Origin of the sequence: Mycobacterium sp., from assembly GCF_044342925.1 — a bacterium.
Taxonomy (GTDB): domain Bacteria; phylum Actinomycetota; class Actinomycetes; order Mycobacteriales; family Mycobacteriaceae; genus Mycobacterium.
In genome coordinates this window covers 17,837-35,859 of sequence record NZ_JBIIOV010000008.1, presented here as the reverse complement: position 1 = coordinate 35,859, position 18,023 = coordinate 17,837, and the positions used below count along the sequence as shown (strand labels likewise).

At 68.2% G+C, this 18,023-nt stretch carries 16 protein-coding genes, 1 tRNA gene and 1 pseudogene; 2 read left to right on the top strand and 16 right to left on the bottom strand.

Features of this window, described 5'->3' with window-relative positions:
* The 11 genes and pseudogenes from ADBZ6I_RS02080 to argS all read right to left on the bottom strand — a co-directional run.
* Positions 1–238 (bottom strand): annotated as a pseudogene (locus ADBZ6I_RS02080) (undecaprenyl-phosphate alpha-N-acetylglucosaminyl 1-phosphate transferase); the annotation flags it as partial.
* 3 nt (positions 239–241) lie between these two features.
* The gene (locus ADBZ6I_RS02075) at positions 242–931 is read right to left on the bottom strand and encodes an L-threonylcarbamoyladenylate synthase (protein ID WP_526380363.1); all 690 of its coding nucleotides are present in this window, start codon (positions 929–931) and stop codon (positions 242–244) included.
* Positions 928–1,806 (bottom strand): peptide chain release factor N(5)-glutamine methyltransferase, encoded by an 879-nt coding sequence (gene prmC, locus ADBZ6I_RS02070; RefSeq protein ID WP_526380361.1) that lies wholly within the window; start codon positions 1,804–1,806, stop codon positions 928–930. Before prmC ends, ADBZ6I_RS02075 begins: the two co-directional genes overlap by 4 nt.
* Positions 1,803–2,882 carry a peptide chain release factor 1 gene (prfA, locus tag ADBZ6I_RS02065; RefSeq protein ID WP_526380359.1) on the bottom strand — a complete coding sequence of 360 codons (1,080 nt, stop codon included), beginning with the start codon at positions 2,880–2,882 and terminating at the stop codon, positions 1,803–1,805. The genes prmC and prfA overlap by 4 nt, the downstream gene beginning before the upstream one ends.
* Positions 2,883–2,965: 83 nt before the next feature.
* Complete coding sequence (rpmE, locus tag ADBZ6I_RS02060; RefSeq protein WP_313675590.1) at positions 2,966–3,199, bottom strand: 50S ribosomal protein L31; 234 nt, start codon at positions 3,197–3,199, stop codon at positions 2,966–2,968.
* A 398-nt stretch (positions 3,200–3,597) separates the two neighbouring features.
* Positions 3,598–5,469, bottom strand: coding sequence for a transcription termination factor Rho (gene rho / locus ADBZ6I_RS02055; RefSeq protein ID WP_526380357.1), 1,872 nt, complete (start codon positions 5,467–5,469; stop codon positions 3,598–3,600).
* Between the two features lie 248 nt (positions 5,470–5,717).
* Positions 5,718–6,683: a homoserine kinase gene (gene thrB, locus ADBZ6I_RS02050; RefSeq protein WP_526380355.1), complete on the bottom strand. Its 966-nt coding sequence runs from the start codon at positions 6,681–6,683 to the stop codon at positions 5,718–5,720.
* A gap of 11 nt (positions 6,684–6,694) precedes the next feature.
* A complete protein-coding gene (thrC, locus tag ADBZ6I_RS02045; protein ID WP_526380353.1) occupies positions 6,695–7,870 on the bottom strand; it encodes a threonine synthase in 1,176 nt (391 codons plus the stop codon).
* On the bottom strand, positions 7,867–9,195 hold the full coding sequence (locus ADBZ6I_RS02040; protein WP_526380351.1) for a homoserine dehydrogenase: 1,329 nt from the start codon (positions 9,193–9,195) through the stop codon (positions 7,867–7,869). Before ADBZ6I_RS02040 ends, thrC begins: the two co-directional genes overlap by 4 nt.
* Positions 9,192–10,571, bottom strand: coding sequence for a diaminopimelate decarboxylase (gene lysA, locus ADBZ6I_RS02035; protein ID WP_526380371.1), 1,380 nt, complete (start codon positions 10,569–10,571; stop codon positions 9,192–9,194). The genes ADBZ6I_RS02040 and lysA overlap by 4 nt, the downstream gene beginning before the upstream one ends.
* Before the next feature lie 35 nt (positions 10,572–10,606).
* Positions 10,607–12,259 (bottom strand): arginine--tRNA ligase, encoded by a 1,653-nt coding sequence (argS, locus tag ADBZ6I_RS02030; protein WP_526380349.1) that lies wholly within the window; start codon positions 12,257–12,259, stop codon positions 10,607–10,609.
* Between the two features lie 52 nt (positions 12,260–12,311).
* Here argS and ADBZ6I_RS02025 point away from each other — a divergent pair.
* Positions 12,312–12,384 (top strand) — tRNA-Arg (locus tag ADBZ6I_RS02025).
* Positions 12,385–12,427: 43 nt separating this feature from the next.
* Positions 12,428–13,108, top strand: a complete 681-nt coding sequence (locus tag ADBZ6I_RS02020) for a hypothetical protein (RefSeq protein ID WP_526380347.1) — start codon at positions 12,428–12,430, stop codon at positions 13,106–13,108.
* Here ADBZ6I_RS02020 and ADBZ6I_RS02015 read toward each other — a convergent pair.
* From ADBZ6I_RS02015 to ADBZ6I_RS01995, 5 genes are all read right to left on the bottom strand, one after another.
* Complete coding sequence (locus tag ADBZ6I_RS02015) at positions 13,105–13,731, bottom strand: pyridoxamine 5'-phosphate oxidase family protein (protein WP_526380345.1); 627 nt, start codon at positions 13,729–13,731, stop codon at positions 13,105–13,107. The two genes, ADBZ6I_RS02020 and ADBZ6I_RS02015, sit on opposite strands and share 4 nt — an antisense overlap.
* 23 nt (positions 13,732–13,754) lie before the next feature.
* Complete coding sequence (locus tag ADBZ6I_RS02010; protein WP_526380343.1) at positions 13,755–14,915, bottom strand: lactate 2-monooxygenase; 1,161 nt, start codon at positions 14,913–14,915, stop codon at positions 13,755–13,757.
* Positions 14,912–15,808 (bottom strand): LLM class flavin-dependent oxidoreductase, encoded by an 897-nt coding sequence (locus ADBZ6I_RS02005; protein ID WP_526380369.1) that lies wholly within the window; start codon positions 15,806–15,808, stop codon positions 14,912–14,914. Before ADBZ6I_RS02005 ends, ADBZ6I_RS02010 begins: the two co-directional genes overlap by 4 nt.
* Positions 15,809–15,850: 42 nt before the next feature.
* Positions 15,851–16,999, bottom strand: coding sequence for a TDT family transporter (locus tag ADBZ6I_RS02000; protein WP_526380341.1), 1,149 nt, complete (start codon positions 16,997–16,999; stop codon positions 15,851–15,853).
* Between the two features lie 102 nt (positions 17,000–17,101).
* Positions 17,102–17,995: a hypothetical protein gene (locus ADBZ6I_RS01995; protein WP_526380339.1), complete on the bottom strand. Its 894-nt coding sequence runs from the start codon at positions 17,993–17,995 to the stop codon at positions 17,102–17,104.
* Positions 17,996–18,023: the final 28 nt, after the last annotated feature.

The window sequence follows — 18,023 nt, the reverse complement described above, 5'->3', positions numbered from 1 at the left end:
GGAATACCGCCACGACCACACCCAGGTACATCGCCAGACCGCCCATCCGGGGAGTCGGCGACAAATGCACGTCGCGGGCGCGAGGGTAGGCCAGCGCACCCAGGCGGGTGGCCAGCACCCGCACCCCGCCGGTGGCGAAGTAGGTGACGGCCGCAGCGGTCAGGCCGACGAGGGCGAGTTCCCGCACGGGCACGCCCGCGCCCTGGGAGAGCGCCAGGAAAACCGTGTCTCCCGCCACGCGCTACTCCCCCGCAACCGGTGCGGCATCGGTCGGTGCGGCATCGGTCAGAGCGGCGGGCTCGACACCGAGCACCGCCGCGACCGCGGCCGTGCTGATCGGCCCCTCGCGCAGCAGGCGAGGCGCGGATCCGGTCAGGTCGACGATCGTTGAAGCGGCCTGCTCCGCAGACGGTCCGCCGTCGAGATAGACGTCCACCAGACCGCCGAGTTGGTACTGGGCGTCCGGCGCGGTGGTCGCGGCCGGCTGGCCCGAGATGTTCGCGCTGGACACCGCCAGCGGCCCCGTCTCCCGTAATAATTCAAGAGCCACCGGCTGCAACGGCATCCGAAGCATGACCGTGCCCCGGGCATCGCCGAGGTCCCACCGCAGCGACGGCGCCTGCTGAACGACCAGACTCAGCGCGCCGGGCCAGAACGCCCGGATCAGCTGGCGGGCGGTGTCTGGAACGTAGTAGACCAGGCCGTCGATGGTCTGCCAGGAGCCGACGAGCACGCCGACCGGCATATCCCGCCCGCGGCCCTTGGCTGCCAACAAGGCCGAGACGGCCTCGCTGTCGAAGGCGTCGGCGGCGATGCCGTAAACGGTGTCGGTGGGCATCACCACGAGCCGGCCGCTCTTGAGGGCCGCGGCCGCCGCGGCGATGGCGTCGCCGCGGTTGCGCGGGTCACGGCAGTCGAACGTCTGGCTCATGGCTGCCCTCCTGCTTCAGTTTCCCGGTAGCGCCGGGCCGTCACGAACCGCGGCCGGCCGGTCAGATCCCGCTGAGCCGTCACATCGGCGAAGGTCCTCGTAGCGTCGAGGGTGGCCACGACGGCTTCTGAAGTGGAGTCGTCGTGTTCGACCGCGAGCAGGCCGCCTGGTTTGAGCAAGTCCACCGCACGCCGCACGATCGGGCCGATCACGGCCATGCCGTCGGCTCCGCCGAACAATGCGTGTGCCGGGTCATGGCGGGCCACTTCGGGATCCAGCACGGCGCCGGATGGGATGTAGGGCGGGTTGGAGACCACCAGATCGACCGCACCGTCCAGTTCGGTTAACAACCGCGGGTCCGTGACGTCCGCGCGCAGCAGTCGCACGCCGGTCGAGGCCGTGTTGCGCCGGGCGTAGTCCAGAGCCGAAGGATCGTCGTCGACGGCGATCACCCGGGCATCGGGTAACTGTGTGGACAGCGCCACGGCCAGCGCGCCGGAGCCGGTGCACAGGTCCAGGACGAGGGGTCGTGGCGGAAGGCTTTGCGCCAATGCCCATTCCAGCAGGGCCTCGGTCTCCGGCCGCGGGATGAACACCCCGGCGCCGACCTCAAGCAGCACCGGGCCGAAGGCCGCGGTGCCGGTGATGTGCTGCAGTGGAACACGTTTGGCGCGGTTGGCGACAGCGTCGTCGAATCGCCCGAAGAAGCCGTCGTCGGGGTCGACGAGGATCAGCCCGCCGCGCTCCACACCCGCGACGTGGGCGGCCAGCAGTTCGGCATCGTTTCGGGCCGAGTCGATTCCGGCTTCGGCCAGAACGGTCGCCGCGGCGGCGATCGCCTCGCGCAGGCTGCTGACACGGGAGGGCGCCGTCATGCCTGCTGCAACCGGGTTTGCTTGTCGGCCGCCGCCAGCGCGTCGAGTAGCGGGTCGAGGTCGCCGTCGAGCACCTGGTCGAGATTGTGGGCCTTGAAGTTGATGCGATGGTCGGCGATCCGGTTCTCGGGGAAGTTGTAGGTGCGGATTCGCTCGGAACGGTCGACTGTGCGGATCTGGCTGGCCCGGTCCGCGGACGCGTCGGCCTGGGCCTGCTCCTCGGCGAGCACCTGCAGGCGCGCTGCGAGCACCTGCATGGCGCGGGCCTTGTTCTGCAGCTGCGAGCGCTCGTTCTGGCAGGTGACGACGATGCCGGTGGGCAGATGGGTGATCCGCACCGCCGAGTCGGTGGTGTTGACGCCCTGACCGCCCTTGCCGGAAGACCGGTAGACGTCGATGCGCAGATCGGATTCGTCGATCTGGACCTGTTCGACCTCTTCGGGCTCGGGGTAGACCAGGACACCGGCGGCTGAGGTGTGCACCCGGCCCTGCGACTCGGTGACCGGGACGCGCTGAACGCGGTGCACGCCGCCCTCCCACTTCAACCGCGACCATACGCCGTCGACGGAGTCGCCCTTGCTGCCGATGGCGATGGTGGCTTCTTTGTAGCCGCCCAGGTCGGAGAAGGTCTCGTCGAGCACGGTGACGGTCCAGCCGTGCCGCTCGGCGTAGCGGATGTACATCCGCGCCAGGTCGGCGGCGAACAGCGCCGATTCCTCGCCGCCTTCGCCGGACTTGACCTCCAGCACCACGTCGTCGGCGTCATGCGGATCGCGCGGCGCGAGCATGTCGGTGAGCTGCTCGTCCAATTCGGCGACCCGCGCCTCCAACTCGGTCACGTCGGCGGCGAAGGAGGAGTCGTCGGCGGCAAGCTCGCGGGCTGCTTCCAGGTCGCCGCGGGCCGTCTCCAACTTGCGATAGGTCGCCACGATCGGCGCTAACTGGGCGAAGCGCTTGCCTACCCGCCGCGCGTTGACGGCGTCGCCGTGCAGCTCTGGATCGGACAGCTGACGTTCCAGATCGGCGTGTTCGGACACGACGGCGTCGACCGCATCCGGAGGTGCGCTCTGCGTCATGCTGAAGTCCTTATCGCTTGTGCCGCAACGCAAACCGACGCCCGGCCCCACGCGGATGCGGCGGACGGGCGTCGGTCGGGCAGCTACTTCTCGGCAGCCTCGGCCTTGGCAGGACGCTTGCCGTACCGCTTCTCGAAGCGGGCCACGCGACCGCCGCTATCGAGGATCTTCTGCTTGCCGGTGTAGAACGGGTGGCACTGCGAGCACACCTCGACCACGATGTGGCCGCTCTCCTTGGTGCTTCGCGTGGTGAAGGAGTTCCCACAGCCGCAGACCACGGTGGTCTCGCCGTAGGCGGGGTGAATACCGGTTTTCATTAGTGTCCTCTTCTGGTCTGGTCGCCGGGTCGCCAGCGCGAATGCGGACGTGAACCGGTACCTGAGGTTTGGTCGTATCTCAGTATGCCAGTTCGGCGTCGACCTGCCCAAACCAGTCGAGCGAGAAGGTTTAAGGGCGGCCGGTGGTGGGTAAACCCAGGTACCGGCATCCTGCCGGTTGGCCTCCCACCCGGGAACGCCGCCCACCCCGCCCGTGGCCTCTTGGCCACGCGGCCCAGCGGTAGGCGTCGAGCGTCCAACCGTCCATGCCGGATCGATCGCCGCGTCGCACCCTGCGACGCGGCGATCAATACGTTCACCGCCGAGATTGACGTGACGCAGGCGTGCTCTCGCACTTTCCCTGCGTGAGTGCAATCTCGACGCGCAGTAGGACCGTCCTAGTCGACGTTGTCCATCGCGCCCGGTGCCGTCTTGGACACCTGAACCAGGAACTCGTAGTTGGTCTTGGTCTTGCGCAGCTGGCTCATGAGCAGGTCGATGGCCTGGTGGCTGTCCAGGCCGGACAACACTCGGCGCAGCTTGTGAACGACCGCGAACTCGTCGGGCGAGAGCAGCAGCTCGTCCTTGCGGGTGCCGGACGGGTTGACGTCGACGGCCGGGAACACCCGGCGCTCGGCGATCTTGCGATCGAGCTTGAGCTCGGCGTTGCCGGTGCCCTTGAACTCCTCGAAGATCACCGTGTCGCCGGTGGAGCCGGTCTCGACCATGGCGGTGGCGATGATGGTCAGCGAGCCGCCGTGCTCGATGTTGCGAGCTGCGCCGAGGAACCGCTTGGGCGGGTAGAGCGCGGTGGAATCGACGCCGCCGGACAGAATGCGGCCCGAGGCCGGAGACGCGTTGTTGTAGGCGCGACCGAGTCGGGTGATCGAGTCGAGCAGGACGACGACGTCCTTGCCCTGCTCCACCAGTCGTTTGGCCCGCTCGATGGCCAGCTCGGCGGCCTGAGTGTGGTCCGACGGCGGCCGGTCGAAGGTGGAGGCGATGACCTCACCCTTGACCGAACGCTGCATGTCGGTGACCTCTTCGGGACGCTCGTCGACCAGCACGACCATGAGGTGACATTCGGGGTTGTTGCGGGTGATCGCGTTGGCGATGTCCTGCATGATCGTGGTCTTGCCGGCCTTGGGCGGCGAGACGATCAGGGCGCGCTGCCCCTTGCCGATCGGCATGATCAGGTCGATCACGCGGGTGGTCAGCTTCTCGGTGGTGGTCTCCAGGCGCAGTCGCTGGTTGGGGTACAGCGGGGTGAGCTTGCCGAACTCCGGACGGTTGCGGGCCGCCTCGACCGGGCCACCGTTGACGCTGTCCAGGCGCACCAGCGGGTTGAACTTCTGCCGCTGGTTCTGGTTACCGCCGCTCTCGCCTTCCCGGGGAACCCGCACGGCGCCGGTCACGGCATCGCCGCGACGCAAGCCGTTCTTGCGAACCATGTTCATCGAGACGTAGACGTCGTTGGGGCCGGCCAGGTAGCCGGAGGTGCGCACGAACGCGTAGTTGTCGAGCACGTCGAGGATGCCCGCGACCGGCTGGACGACGTCGTCCTCGCGCAGTTCGGCCTCGTTGCCGCCGGCACCTTCGCCGCCGGTGCGTTCGCCACGGCGGCGACGGTCACGGAACCGCCGCCCGCGCCGGCCCTGCCGGCCGTCGTCGTCGTTCTGGGGACCGCCGTTCGAGTCGCCACCGCCCTGTTCGGACGCCGAGGCCGCTGAGGCCACTGAGGCCACTGAGACCTCAGCGCGAGTCTCGTTCCTGGCCCGCTCGGGAGCCCTGTCCTGAGACCTCTCCTGACGGCCGTTGTCCGTTCGACGGCTCGGCTCGGCGTCACGCGGCTTGTCGTCGCTGCTGGCCTGCACCTTCTGGGTGGACTCGCCATCGCCCTGGGCGCGGTGTTCCTCGCCGCCGCGGGGCTTGTCGTCGACTGTCTCGGTGGCCTTCTCAGAGGCCCTCTCGGTGGCCTTCTCGGTGGCCTTCTCGGAACGGGCGTCGGCGCTCTTCTCGTGGGACTGGTCAGGTCCGGCGTCCTGGCTCTTGGCCTGGTTGGCCCCGTGGCCGCCGTTGCCCGAGCCGGCGTGGCGAACCTCGTTGATCGCGGCGATCAGTTCGCCCTTGCGCATCCCGGACGTGCCCTTGACGCCGACCTGGCTGGCCAGTGCCCGCAGTTCGGGCAGCACCATGGTGGCCAGTGCGCCACGGCCGGATCCGGGGGTTTCGGGACGGTCTTCAGCCGTGATTAGGTCCGTATCGGTCACGGATTTCCTTTCTTTCCCTCGCGGTTCTTGTTCTCGCGGGGTTTGTGGCGTTCAGCAAATCCGCTGCACGCAAGACTCACCGGTTTCGGTGTCAGTGGCTGTCGATCGAAGGCCCGAGGGCCCGTCGTCAATCCACTGAATCAACACTCAAAAGGTTTGGTGATTGTCCCAGGCGTAGTCATACCCACCATGCAGTTGCCGGACGCAACCGAGAATAACCCGCTTCGCATCCGCAAGGCAAGAAAGCCTCACCTGCGGTTCTCCTGCGGCGCAACGGTGACATCGGCGCTCCAGCACACCGGATCACCGACCGCCACCTCGGCAGCGGTGAAACCGTGCTCCTCGGCGAACTCGACCACCTGGGCGGGCAGCTCGGCGCCGTTGGTGAGCGCCAGCACGGACGGGCCCGCCCCGGACAGCACCGCAGCCACCCCGTTCTGCCGCAGGAGCTGCAGGTATGTCGCCGACGCCGGCATGGCCGGGGCTCGCTGGGGCTGGTGAAGAACGTCCTCGGTGGCCGCCATCAGCAGGTCGGGACGCTCGGTGAGGGCCAGGACCAGCAATGCCGCACGGCTGACGTTGAACCGCGCGGCCCGATGGCTGACCTGCGCCGGTAGCAGCACGCGGGTCTCGGCGGTCGATGAACGTACTTCGGGAATGCACGGGAACAACCGGATGTCGGGGTGCAGCCGCAGCGGTGCGGCGAAATAACCCGGCACGGCGCCCGCTTCGGTCTCCTCGGTCCAGGAGACCACTGCGCCGCCGAGCACCGAGGCGGCGGCGTTGTCCGGGTGGCCCTCGAACTCGCCGGACACCTGAATCAACCGCTCGCGGCATAACGGCGGCACATCAGTCTGGGACACAAGGGCATTGGCGGCCGCCAGGCCACCGACCACTGCCGCCGCCGATGAGCCCAGACCGCGCGAATGCGGAATAGCGTTGCGGCAGTTGATTTTCAATCCTTCAGCCACGACACCTGAGACTTCCAGACCGCGGCGGACGGCCACCGCAACCAGATTGTCGAATCCGGCGGGAACCTGCCCTTGCCCCTCCCCCTCGACCTCGACCGTCGTTGTACCGGAGGTGGTTTCGATGCTGATCTCGTCGTAGAGCGCCAGCGCCAATCCGAGGCTGTCGAAGCCCGGTCCGAGGTTGGCACTGGACGCTGCTACGGTCGCACGACCGGCGATCCCGGCAGGCAGCAAGACGGTCAACTAACGTCGCCTCAGTCCAGGCCCAGTGCTGCCACGACGGCCGCCGGGTCCACGGCCACCGGGGTGACGGGCGGCACGTCGCGCAGCGCGGTGTCGGGATCTTTCAGGCCGTGCCCGGTGACGGTGCAGACCACCGTCGAACCGGGGCGCACCCAGCCGTCGTCGACCGCCTTGAGCAGCCCGGCCACGCTGGCAGCCGAGGCGGGCTCGACGAACACACCTTCGTCGCGGGCCAGCAGGTGATAGGCCGCCAGCAGTTCGTCGTCGGTGGCTGCCAGGAACCGTCCGCCGGACTGTTCCTTGGCAGCCATGGCGCCGTCCCACGACGCCGGCGACCCGATCCGGATGGCGGTGGCCAGGGTTTCGGGCTTACTGACCGGGTGGCCCAGCACCAGCGGCGCGGCCCCGGCGGCCTGGGTGCCGAGCATCTTCGGCAGATTCGCGCTGACACCGTCGCGGTGGTACTCGGTGTAACCCTTCCAGTACGCGGTGATGTTGCCGGCATTGCCGACCGGCAGGGCGTGGATGTCAGGAGCCGCGCCGAGGGCGTCGACGATCTCGAAGGCCGCGGTCTTCTGCCCCTCGATGCGCACCGGGTTGACGCTGTTGACCAGCGAGATCGTCGGGTAGTCGGCGGTCAGCTTGCGGGCCAGCTCGAGGCAGTCGTCGAAGTTGCCGTCGATCTGGATGATCTTGGCGCCGTGCATGACGGCCTGCGCCAGCTTGCCCATCGCGATCTTGCCCTGCGGGATGAGCACCGCACAGGTGATGCCGGCCCGGGCAGCGTAGGCAGCGGCGGAGGCCGAGGTGTTGCCGGTCGACGCGCACAGCACGGCCTTCTGGCCGAGGGCCACCGCCTCGGTGACCGCCATCGTCATACCGCGGTCCTTGAACGAACCGGTGGGGTTGTGGCCCTCGACCTTGATGTGCACGGTGCAGCCGGTGCGCTCGGACAGGCGTGGGGCGGGCACCAGCGGGGTGCCGCCTTCCAGCAGCGTCACCGGGGTCCAGTCGGCAGCCATGGGCAGCCGGTCGCGGTATGCCTCAATCAGTCCGGGCCACGAGCATCCGGCGCGGCCCCGGCAGTCCGCAAACCCTCGCGGACGACGCTCATCGGAATCCGATGCTCTTCGCGCAAGACGCTCATCGGAATCCGATGCTCTTCGCGCAAGACGCTCATCGGTCATTCGCTCGTTCCTTCCAGCCGCAGCACGCTGGTGACTTCCTCAACGACGTCGAGACCGGCCAGCGCGGCGACGGTCTCGGACAGGGCGGCGTCGGTGGCCCGATGGGTGACCACGACGATACGCGCCACCCCGTCGGCGATGCCCTCCTGGCGCACCTCGGCGATGCTGACTTCACGTTTGCCGAATTCAGTTGCCACCGCTGCGAATACGCCGGGGCGGTCCTTGACGGTCATGCTGACGTAGTACCGGGTGGGGATGATGCCGATCGGCGCGATCGGCAATTCGGCATAACGGGACTCGCGCGGCCCCCGGCCGCCCTGCACCCGGTTGCGGGCGGCCATCACCACGTCGCCCATGACTGCCGACGCGGTCGGGTTGCCGCCGGCGCCCTGGCCGTAGAACATCAGCCGCCCAGCGGCCGCCGCCTCGACGACGACGGCGTTGAACGCGCCGTTGACCGTGGCCAGCGGATGCTCCAACGGCACCAGCGCGGGGTAGACACGAGCCGAAACCCGTTCCTGCGCTTCGCCGTTCTCAGAGGGGCTGGTGATGCGTTCGCAGATGGCCAGCAGCTTGATGGTGCAGCCCAACGCCCGAGCGGCATCGAAGTCCGACGAGCTGACTTTGGTGATGCCCTCGCGGTAGACGTCGTCGGCGGTGACCCGGGTATGGAACGCGATAGAGGCCAGGATGGCCGCCTTTGCCGCGGCGTCGTAACCCTCCACGTCAGCGGTGGGATCGGCCTCGGCGTAACCCAGCGCGCTGGCGTCGGCCAGTGCGGAGGAGTAATCGGCTCCGGTAGAGGCCATCTCGGACAGGATGTAGTTGGTGGTGCCGTTGACAATCCCGGCCACCCGCAGCACGGTGTCACCGGCCAGCGACTGGGTCAGCGGGCGGATCACCGGGATGGCCCCGGCCACGGCCGCTTCGAAGTAGAGGTCCACGTGCGCCCGCTCAGCCGCCTCGGCCAGCTCGCCGGTGGACTGGGCCAGCAGCGCCTTGTTGGCGGTGACCACCGACTTACCGTGCTCCAGAGCGGTCAGGATGGCTTTGCGCGCCGGCTCCACCGGGCCCATGAGTTCGACGACGATGTCGACGTCCTCGCGGGACACCAAGTCTTCGACGTTGTCGGTCAACATCGCCAGGGGCACGCCGCGATCGTCGGCGACGCGGCGCACCGCGACTCCGCGCAGTTCCAGCGGCGCGCCGATGCGCGCGGCCAGATCGGCCGCGCTCGCCTCGATGATGCGTACCACCTCGCGCCCGACGTTGCCCAGGCCGAGCACTGCGACACCGATCGGCTTCTCGGTATTCGTGTTGGTCACCGCACCTCCAGACTGATCAGATCGTCGACCGTCTCCCGGCGCAGCACCAGCCGCGCCGCACCGTCGCGGACAGCGACCACGGCCGGTCGGCCGATCAGGTTGTAACGGCTGGACATCGAGTAGCAGTACGCCCCGGTCGCTGCCACACCGAGCAGATCGCCGGGCGCCACGTCGTCGGGCACCCAGGCGTCGCGGACCACGATATCGCCGCTCTCGCAGTGCTTGCCGACGATGCGCGCCAGCACCGGGGCCGCCGTGCTGGACCGCGACACCAGGCGCACGTCGTACTCGGCACCGTAGAGGGAGGTACGGATGTTGTCGCTCATGCCGCCGTCGACGCTGATGTAGCGGCGGTAGGCGCTGCCGCTGACGGCGACGTCCTTGACGGTGCCGACCTCGTAGACGGTGATGGTGCCGGGGCCGGCGATGGCCCGGCCGGGTTCGACCACGAGCCTGGGGACAGCCAATCCGACGGCGTCGGACTCGACTTTGACGATGCTGGCCAGCTTGGCGGCCAGGTCGGCAATCGGCGGCGGATCGTCCTGTGGCACATAGGCGATCCCGAGGCCACCGCCGAGGTCGACGGTGGCGATCTGGGCGGCCTTGTCGACACCGAATTCAGTGCCGATATCGCGCAGCTGCCCGATGACCCGGTGGGCGGCCAGTTCGAAACCGGCGACATCGAAGATCTGCGACCCGATGTGGCTGTGCAGGCCCACGAGGCGAAGGTTGTTGGCGGCGAAGACCTTGCGCACCGCCGCCATCGCGTCGCCGGCGGCCAGTGACAGTCCGAATTTCTGGTCCTCGTGGGCGGTGGCGATGAACTCGTGGGTGTGAGCCTCAACGCCAACGGTGACCCGCACCATCACGTCTTGCACCAGCCCGAAGTCGGCGGCGACGGCGTCGAGCCGGTCGATCTCGGACAGCGAGTCCAGCACGACGTAGCCGATGCCGGCCTTGACCGCGGCGGTCAGCTCGTCGACGGACTTATTGTTGCCGTGCAAGGCAATCCGCTCGGCGGGGAATCCGGCGTGCAGCGCCACGGCCAACTCGCCACCGCTGGCGACGTCGAGGGAGAGTCCCTCTTCGGCGATCCATCGGGCGATCTCGCCGCACAGGAACGCCTTGGCCGCGTAGTGCACGTTGGCACCACCCCCGAAGGCGGCGGCGATCTCGCGGCACCGACTGCGGAAGTCGTCCTCGTCAATGACGAACAGCGGCGTGCCGAAACGCTGGGCCAGGTCGGTCACCGTCACCCCGGCGACGCTCACTTCGCCGTCGGTGCGTCGAATGAGGTTGCGCGGCCACACTTTCGGGGCCAGCACCAGCAGCTCATCGGCGTTCTGCGGACGCGGCGGGGCGTCGCCGTGGTGGATCTCCTCGGCGTGCCGCGGGCCGGCGGGATGGACGTTCACATCCGCTCCGGAGCGCTCACGCCGAGAATGCCCAGCCCGTTGGCGATCACTTGACGGGTGGCTTCGCACAGCGCCAGGCGGGCCTGATGAAGGCTCCCCGGTGCTTCATCGCCCATCGGCAGCACCCGGCAGGAGTCGTAGAACCGGTGGTAGTCGCCGGCCAGATCCTCGAGGTAGCGGCATACCCGATGCGGTTCGCGCAGGCTCGCCGCGGATTGCAGCACCCGCGGGAATTCGCCGAGGTTGCGGATCAGGGTGCCCTCTTTGTCGTGGCTGAGCAGATCCAAGTGCGTGGTGTCGGCTGTCACCCCGAGGTCAGCGGCGTTGCGGGCCAGCGCGCACAGCCGGGCGTGGGCGTATTGCACGTAGTAGACCGGGTTTTCACTCGACGCCGACGACCACAGCGCCAGGTCTATGTCGATGGGCGAGTCCACCGAGGAGCGGATCAACGCGTACCGGGCGGCGTCCACGCCGATGGCCTCGACGAGGTCGTCGAGAGTGATCACGGTGCCGGCCCGCTTACTCATCCGCACCGGCTGGCCGTCGCGGACCAGGTTGACCATCTGCCCGATCAGTACCTCGACGGTGTCCGGGTTGTCGCCGAGCGCGGCGGCGGCCGCCTTGAGCCGGGCGATGTAACCGTGGTGGTCGGCACCCAGCATGTAGATGCACAGGGTGAAACCGCGCTGCCGCTTGTCCAGGTAGTAGGCGAGGTCACCGGCGATGTAGGCGGGCTGGCCATCGCTTTTGATGACCACGCGGTCCTTGTCGTCACCGAAGTCGGTGGTGCGTAACCAGGTTGCGCCGTCCTTCTCGTAAATCGCGCCGTTGGCCCGCAGCTTGGCGATCGCCTGGTCCACCCGGCCGCTGGTGTGCATCGAGTCTTCGTGGGTGTAGACGTCGAAGTCGGTGCCGAACTCGTGCAGCGAAGCCTTGATGTGATTGAACATCAGATCCACGCCGATCTCGCGGAACCGCTCGCTCATATCCGGCTGCGGCAGGCTCAGCGCATCGGGGTCCTTGGCCAGCACCTGAGCGGCAATGTCGCCGATGTAGGCGCCGGCGTAGCCGTCCTCGGGGGTGGGCTCGCCCCTGGCCGCGGCGATCAGTGAGTTGACGAACCGGTCGATCTGGCCGCCGTGATCGTTGAAGTAGTACTCGCGCACCACGTCCGCACCCTGGGTGCTGAGCAGCCGGCCGAGGGCGTCGCCGACGGCCGCCCACCGGGTGCCGCCGATGTGGATGGGGCCGGTGGGATTGGCCGAGACGAACTCGAGGTTGATGTTCTGCCCGGCCAGCGCGGTGGAGTTGCCGTAGGTGTTTCCGGCGGCGACCACGTTGGCGACGATGAGGCCCTGGGCGGAGGTCTCCAGGCGCAGGTTGACGAAGCCGGGCCCGGCCACGTCCGCCGAGGCGATGCCGTCGGTGGCGGCCAGCGCGGTGGCCAGCCAGCCGGCCAAGTCACGTGGGTTGGCGCCCACCTTCTTGGCTACTTGCAGAGCCAGGTTGGTGGCGTAATCGCCGTGCTCGGGGTTGCGCGGCCGCTCGACGGTGACTCCTGCCGGCAGCGCCGCGGTGTCCAGGCCGTGTTCGGCCAGCACAGCGGCGGCAGTGCTGCGCAACAGCTCAGCGAGATCGGCGGGGGTCACGGGGGTTCATCCTATGCGTTAGGCTGTGTCAGCCCGACGGCGCAGCATGTGCGCCCCCGTAGCTCAGGGGATAGAGCGTCTGCCTCCGGAGCAGAAGGCCGCAGGTTCGAATCCTGCCGGGGGCACCCTCTCACTCACACCCCTCCAGTCGCCCCTACGCTCGTACTCATGAGCAGGGACAAGGACAGGTCCGCCGCCGGCTCGGTTTTCCTGGGTTTCATGAGCGTCGCGTCCCTTGCGATAGCCGGTGCCGGTCTGTTCACCAACCAGGACACCGCGGCAGTGCTCGGCTTCGGCTTCTTCGGGATGATCCTGGCCGTCATCGCCGGGTTCGCTCCCCGGATTGTCGGGTCGATCGAATTGGGTAAAGACGGGGCCAAGATCCCTATCGGGGAGATCAAGCGGGCCGAAATGCAGATGGCGCAAGGCCAGCTTGTCGGCATCGACAGATTGCCCGAGGTGACCGAGAACATTCAGGCAGCACTCACCGAACAGAAGTCCTTGGTGACCGAAGGTCGCTCAGCCGGCTTTGCCGTGGATATGGCCCCCATTCCACGGCGCACCGTGGTTCTGACCGACGATGCGGCCATCTCGATGGTGAAGCTTTCGGATCAGGAGCGCGAGTTGGTGAACGAGGAGCTTTCGCTGATGAGCGACCCCGACATCGACCCGCGGCAATCCGATATCCGTGCGCCGGGAGCAGAAGATTCGGAGCGGTCGTACTACGTGCGCCGGGTCGGCCCCGATATCAGCCTGTGGTACCGGCTTCTTGCTTCCCGGGCGGACGATCAGGCCGAGACACTCGCCGTCATGGTCGTCGCGCGCAGCTCAGCTGACCTTAGCCGCTAGTTCAATGTCGGTCGAACGCACGGCCTCGGCCACCCGTAAACCGCCCCACACAGCGCCACAATCCCCCCACCGAGAAACATCCCTCCGATCACATCGGTGAAGGTGTGCGCGCCGACGTACAGCGCCAGCCACGCGACCACCACCACACCCGGGACGGACTCGTCGCAGTCCGGCGCCCGCAGCGGGCTTCCGTAGGTCGTCACCATCGGCACCACCCCGGCCCATCCTCCGGCGGCGACGTCGGCGGCGTCGTCCTCGGGCCAGCCGTCGCCGATCTTCACCGACCAGTTGTCGCCTTCGAAACGACCGAACAGGACCGCGCTGCGGTAGTGGAATGACGACTCAAAACCGCTGCGCGCCAGAACGACTCCGTCGAGCTGCGTCACCGCTACCGAGGCCGGCGCACCGTCGGCGAGGTGGCGCAGCCAGGGCGAGCCGGTAGACCCGTGGATCACCAGTTCATCGCCGAGCCGGGCGAACCCGATCGGCAGGGCCACCGGGTGGCCGTCGCGGACGAACGCAACGGTGGCCAGCGGTGTGCTGTCCAGGACGGCGTCGAGGTTCTCCCGCGCGCTGCGCTGCTTCTCCCGCAGCCGGGTCACCGACGTGGATGGATGGGACACGCCACCAGCGTCGCACGGGCGGCTCAGTTCAGCCGGCGCAGCGCCTCCGGCGTCAGATCCTTGAGGCTGGGATAGCCGTCGATGGCCATGGTGAGATCGGTTTCGGCCAGGATCGACCGCAACACATGGACGATCCCCTCGGTCCCGGCCAGCGCGGCGCCATAGGCATAGGGGCGGCCGATGCCCACTGCCGAAGCCCCCAGCGCCAGAGCCTTCACCACGTCGGCGCCGGATCGGACACCGGAGTCGAACAGCACCGGCACCCCGCCGGAGGCGGCAACCACCTCGGCCAGGCAGTCGATGGCGGGCAGGCCGCCGTTGGCCTGACGGCCCCCGTGGTTGGAGCAGTAGATGCCGTCGACTCCGGCGTCGACGGCACGCCGTGCGTCGTCGGGGTGGCAGATGCCTTTGAGGATCAGCGGCAGCTTGGTGATGGACCGTAGCCACGGTAAGTCGTTCCAGGTCAACGAACTTCCGAAGATGCTCACGAAGTGCATCACCGCGTTGCGCGGATCGGCGTCGAGGTCGGCGTCGACCTTGGCCCGGAAGTTCGGGTCGCTGATGTAGTTGGCCAGGCACAGGCCCCGAAGCTGCGGGAAGTTGGCGGTGGACACATCGCGCGGACGCCAGCCTGGAATCCAGGTGTCCAGGGTCACCACGATGCCGGTGTAGCCCGCCGCCTCGGCGCGATGTACCAGGCTCTCGGCGAGGTCCCGGTCGGTCGGCGTGTAGAGCTGGAAAAGGCCAGGTGTTTCACCGAATTCGGCCGCGATGTCTTCCAGCGGGTCCATCGTGAGGGTGGACACGCACATCGGTACGCCGGTCTGCGCAGCCGCGCGCGCCGCCGCCAGATCGCCGTGCCGGTCCGGGGTGCACAATCCCATGACTCCGATCGGCGCCATGAAAACCGGTGCCGGCCAACGCCTGCCCCACAACTCCACGGACAGGTCACGTTGGGTGGCGCCGACCAGCATCCGCGGAATCAGGCCCCAGCGATGGAATGCGGTGACATTCGCCCGCTGGGTCAGCTCGTCGCCGGCTCCGCCGGCCACGTAGGACCAGATCGACGGCGGCAGCGCCTTTTCGGCTCTGGCTTCCAGTTCGTCGAACGCCATCGGCAGGTTCGGCAGCACGCCGGTGAGACCCTGCAGATAGATCTCCAGTTGATAGTCGCCGAAGCTCATGATGCGGGCCTTTCGGTGAAGTCGGCGACGACATCCGCCGCACGGTGCAGTTGGTCGAGATCGGAACTGGTTGGGATCAAGTGGATTTCGTCGGCGCCGACGGCGACGAAGCCGCGCAGCACGTCGGCGAGTTGGTCCTCGGTGCCGGCGAATCCGGTGTGCGCAGCCATGGCGTCGACGACGTCGGCGGGAATCCAGTTCATGTAGTGGCGCAGGTGGCGGTGCATCTGCGCGCGGGCATCATTCGGCTCGCCCAGTGCGAACCAGAAGGAGGTGGCCAGGTGCGGGGCCGGCTTGCCGGCTGCCGCCCAGGCGGTCCGGCCGACGTCGAACAGGTCGTTCTGTTTGGCCGCGTCCAGATCCAGGGTGATTCCGGCCAGTCCGTGGGCCCACCCGGCGGCGCTGCGCAGCGTCTTGGGGCCGATGGTGCCGACCAGCAGTCGGGGTCCGCCGGACTGCACCGGTCGCGGTCCGACTGCAAGCATCGAGTCGGTGACTTTCTCGCCCGCCCACACCGTCTTCATCACCGCGACGCGTCGCGCCATCTCACGCATGGTCTGGCTGGACGGGTCCGCCCCGACGGACAGGTAGTCCTCGTGCCGGCCGCCCACCCCGACGCCGACGGTGAGCCGGCCGCCGCTGAGTACGTCGCCGGTGGCCAGGGATTTCGCCAGCAGCACCGGATCGTGCAGCTGCGGCACCACAACCGTGGTGATCAGCGGCACCCGTTGGGTCCAGGCCGCCAGCGCCCCGAGCAGCGTCAGACATTCGGGGTTGTCGAAGGCGATCCGCTCACCCCAGCACAGCGAGGAGAACGGGCCCCGGTCGATCAGCGTGGCCCACTGCCGGAGGATTCCCGCGTCCAGCGCGGGCTCCATCACCGGCATGGTCATGCCTATCTGCACAGGGCGATTCTGGCACGCGAGTCGCCACGCTCAGCGCTGTGCGTCTTTGTGCGCCCGAACCGGTGCGGTGGACGGCACGGTGGTGAGCAGGTTCCCGCGCCAGCTGCCATAGGCGGTGCGACCCGCCACCACTAGCCAGGTACCCAACAGACCGAGATATGCCACCACAGCGGCGATTTTGAAGGCCGGCAGCCCGGTGTGCGCGGCCAGTTGGGTGGTGCCGGTGACGAAGGTGCCGACCGGGAAGGTCAGGCTCCACCAGGTCAATGCGAACGGCATGCCGCGGCGCATAGTGCGGACGGTCAGCGAGGTCGCCAGCGCGATCCACAGCACCGCGAATCCCCAGACTGGCACGCCGAAAAGGATGGCGAACGTATTCATGGCCCCGGCGATGTCCGGCGCGACGGCCGAAGCGGCGGCGTGCCCGAGAAGACCCGCCGCGGTGATGGCCTGGCCCAACGGACCCAGCACGATCCACAAGGTGGGAACCCGGGCTGTGCCGGACGTCCCGAACAGGACCAGCCGGCTCCAGATCATCGAGATGATGATCAGAGCGGCGATCAACGACAGCCCGAACATCGCCCAGCAGCCGTAGAGCAGCGTCTGGCGCGCGGCACCGGGCGCGGTATGGGGTATCAGCAGCGCCCCGCTGGCCGCCGAAAGCATCGGCGGGACCACCGGCATCAACCAGCCGCCGAAGGCCGCGTCGGGTTCCACCGAGTGCTGGGTGAACATCAGGAAGGGAATCGACACCGCGGTGAACAGGCCAATTGCCGTTCCGGCGGTCCACAGCACCCAGGCCAGCACCACGGCTGCGCGTTGGCCGATCAGATCGTCGCCCACCAGCAGGGCACCGGATCCCACGGTCAGCATCGCCATCGGGGCCGCGCCGTAGAAGTGCACCATCTGCGGGTTGTCGGCGTGGCGGCGGGCCACCGTCGGATATCTCAGCCAGTGCCCGCCGACCAGCACCATGAGGCCGCCCAGAAGCACGGCCGCGATCACCCACACGATATGAGTCAGCAGGTACAGACCCGGAAGATGAACCGGCAGCGTGGCGCCGGCGTTGGCGACGATGCCCGTGCCCATGACGGAGGCGAACCAGTTAGGCCCCAGACCGCCGAGGGTTTCCCTCCAGTGAATCCACGCAGGGGTGCCACTATCCGCTGAGACGAACATGCCGGGCCTCCAAGTGCGGAGCGCCCCCGAAGAAAAGTTGGGCTTCGGCCGGCATCCGCAGATGCCGATTCTGTCAAACAGCCGCGGACTGAATGCCCTTAATCAACGAGCGCCCGACTCCGATGGTGCAGAATCCGTAGCGTCGGGCTGCGCAGTACCCGCTCCTGAGCGTGGTACGCGGTGAACGGGCGAGGATTTGCTGCCCGCCGCATCGCCGTCGGGGACGATGCCTGGGCCGGACAGGTCGGTGTCTGCTTGCTCCGGTGCCCCGGCTGGATTCCTGGGAATGCTGGGCAATCCCTTGTGCGGCAACGACACAACGGCCGTCAGCGAGTCGGGCAACGGCGGGAGGAGGACGGGCATCTCGAGTACCCGTTGACCGAGTGACTGGTCAATCAGGCTCTGCGGATTGCGCAGGGCCTTGGAGGCGGCGGCCACCGCCGCGTTGGCGTTGTCCACCGCCCACTGCAGGTCCGCCTCAGCCCGGTCGTGAACGGCGTTGAGCAGCGGCGTATCGGCGGGCGTCATCGGCGCCGGAGCGGGATTCGGGGGCGCCGTCGCCAAGATCTCGATGCTGACGCCGGACGGAGCGATGGTCGGGGCTGCGGCGGCGGTGGTCGCACCAGCGGCAGCGGGAATGGCCGGGGCACCGAAGAATTCGCCGACGTACGGCAACGATACCGCGGTCAGTTCGGGCTTCGCCGCGGAGTCGCCCACGACGGGGTTGACGACAGCAGTCCTGCCCAGATGCGCGGCGCTGGCCAGCAGCGCGCTGACAAGATCCTTGAGGACAGCGAAGGGACTGGTGGAATCGGCCGGTTCCGGCGCGATCGCCTGCAGGAATTTCTCATCCAGCATGTCGACGGCGTGGCCGCTGCCCGATGACAGCGCGACGGCCGGAACCTGGATATCGGCGCGCGGTGCGTTGACAGGGTTGGCCACCACGACGACGGCGGTCGCCAAGGCGACTCCCGTCGTCAGGATCGGACCGAACACCCCAGGCACCGCAGAACACTCCCTCACT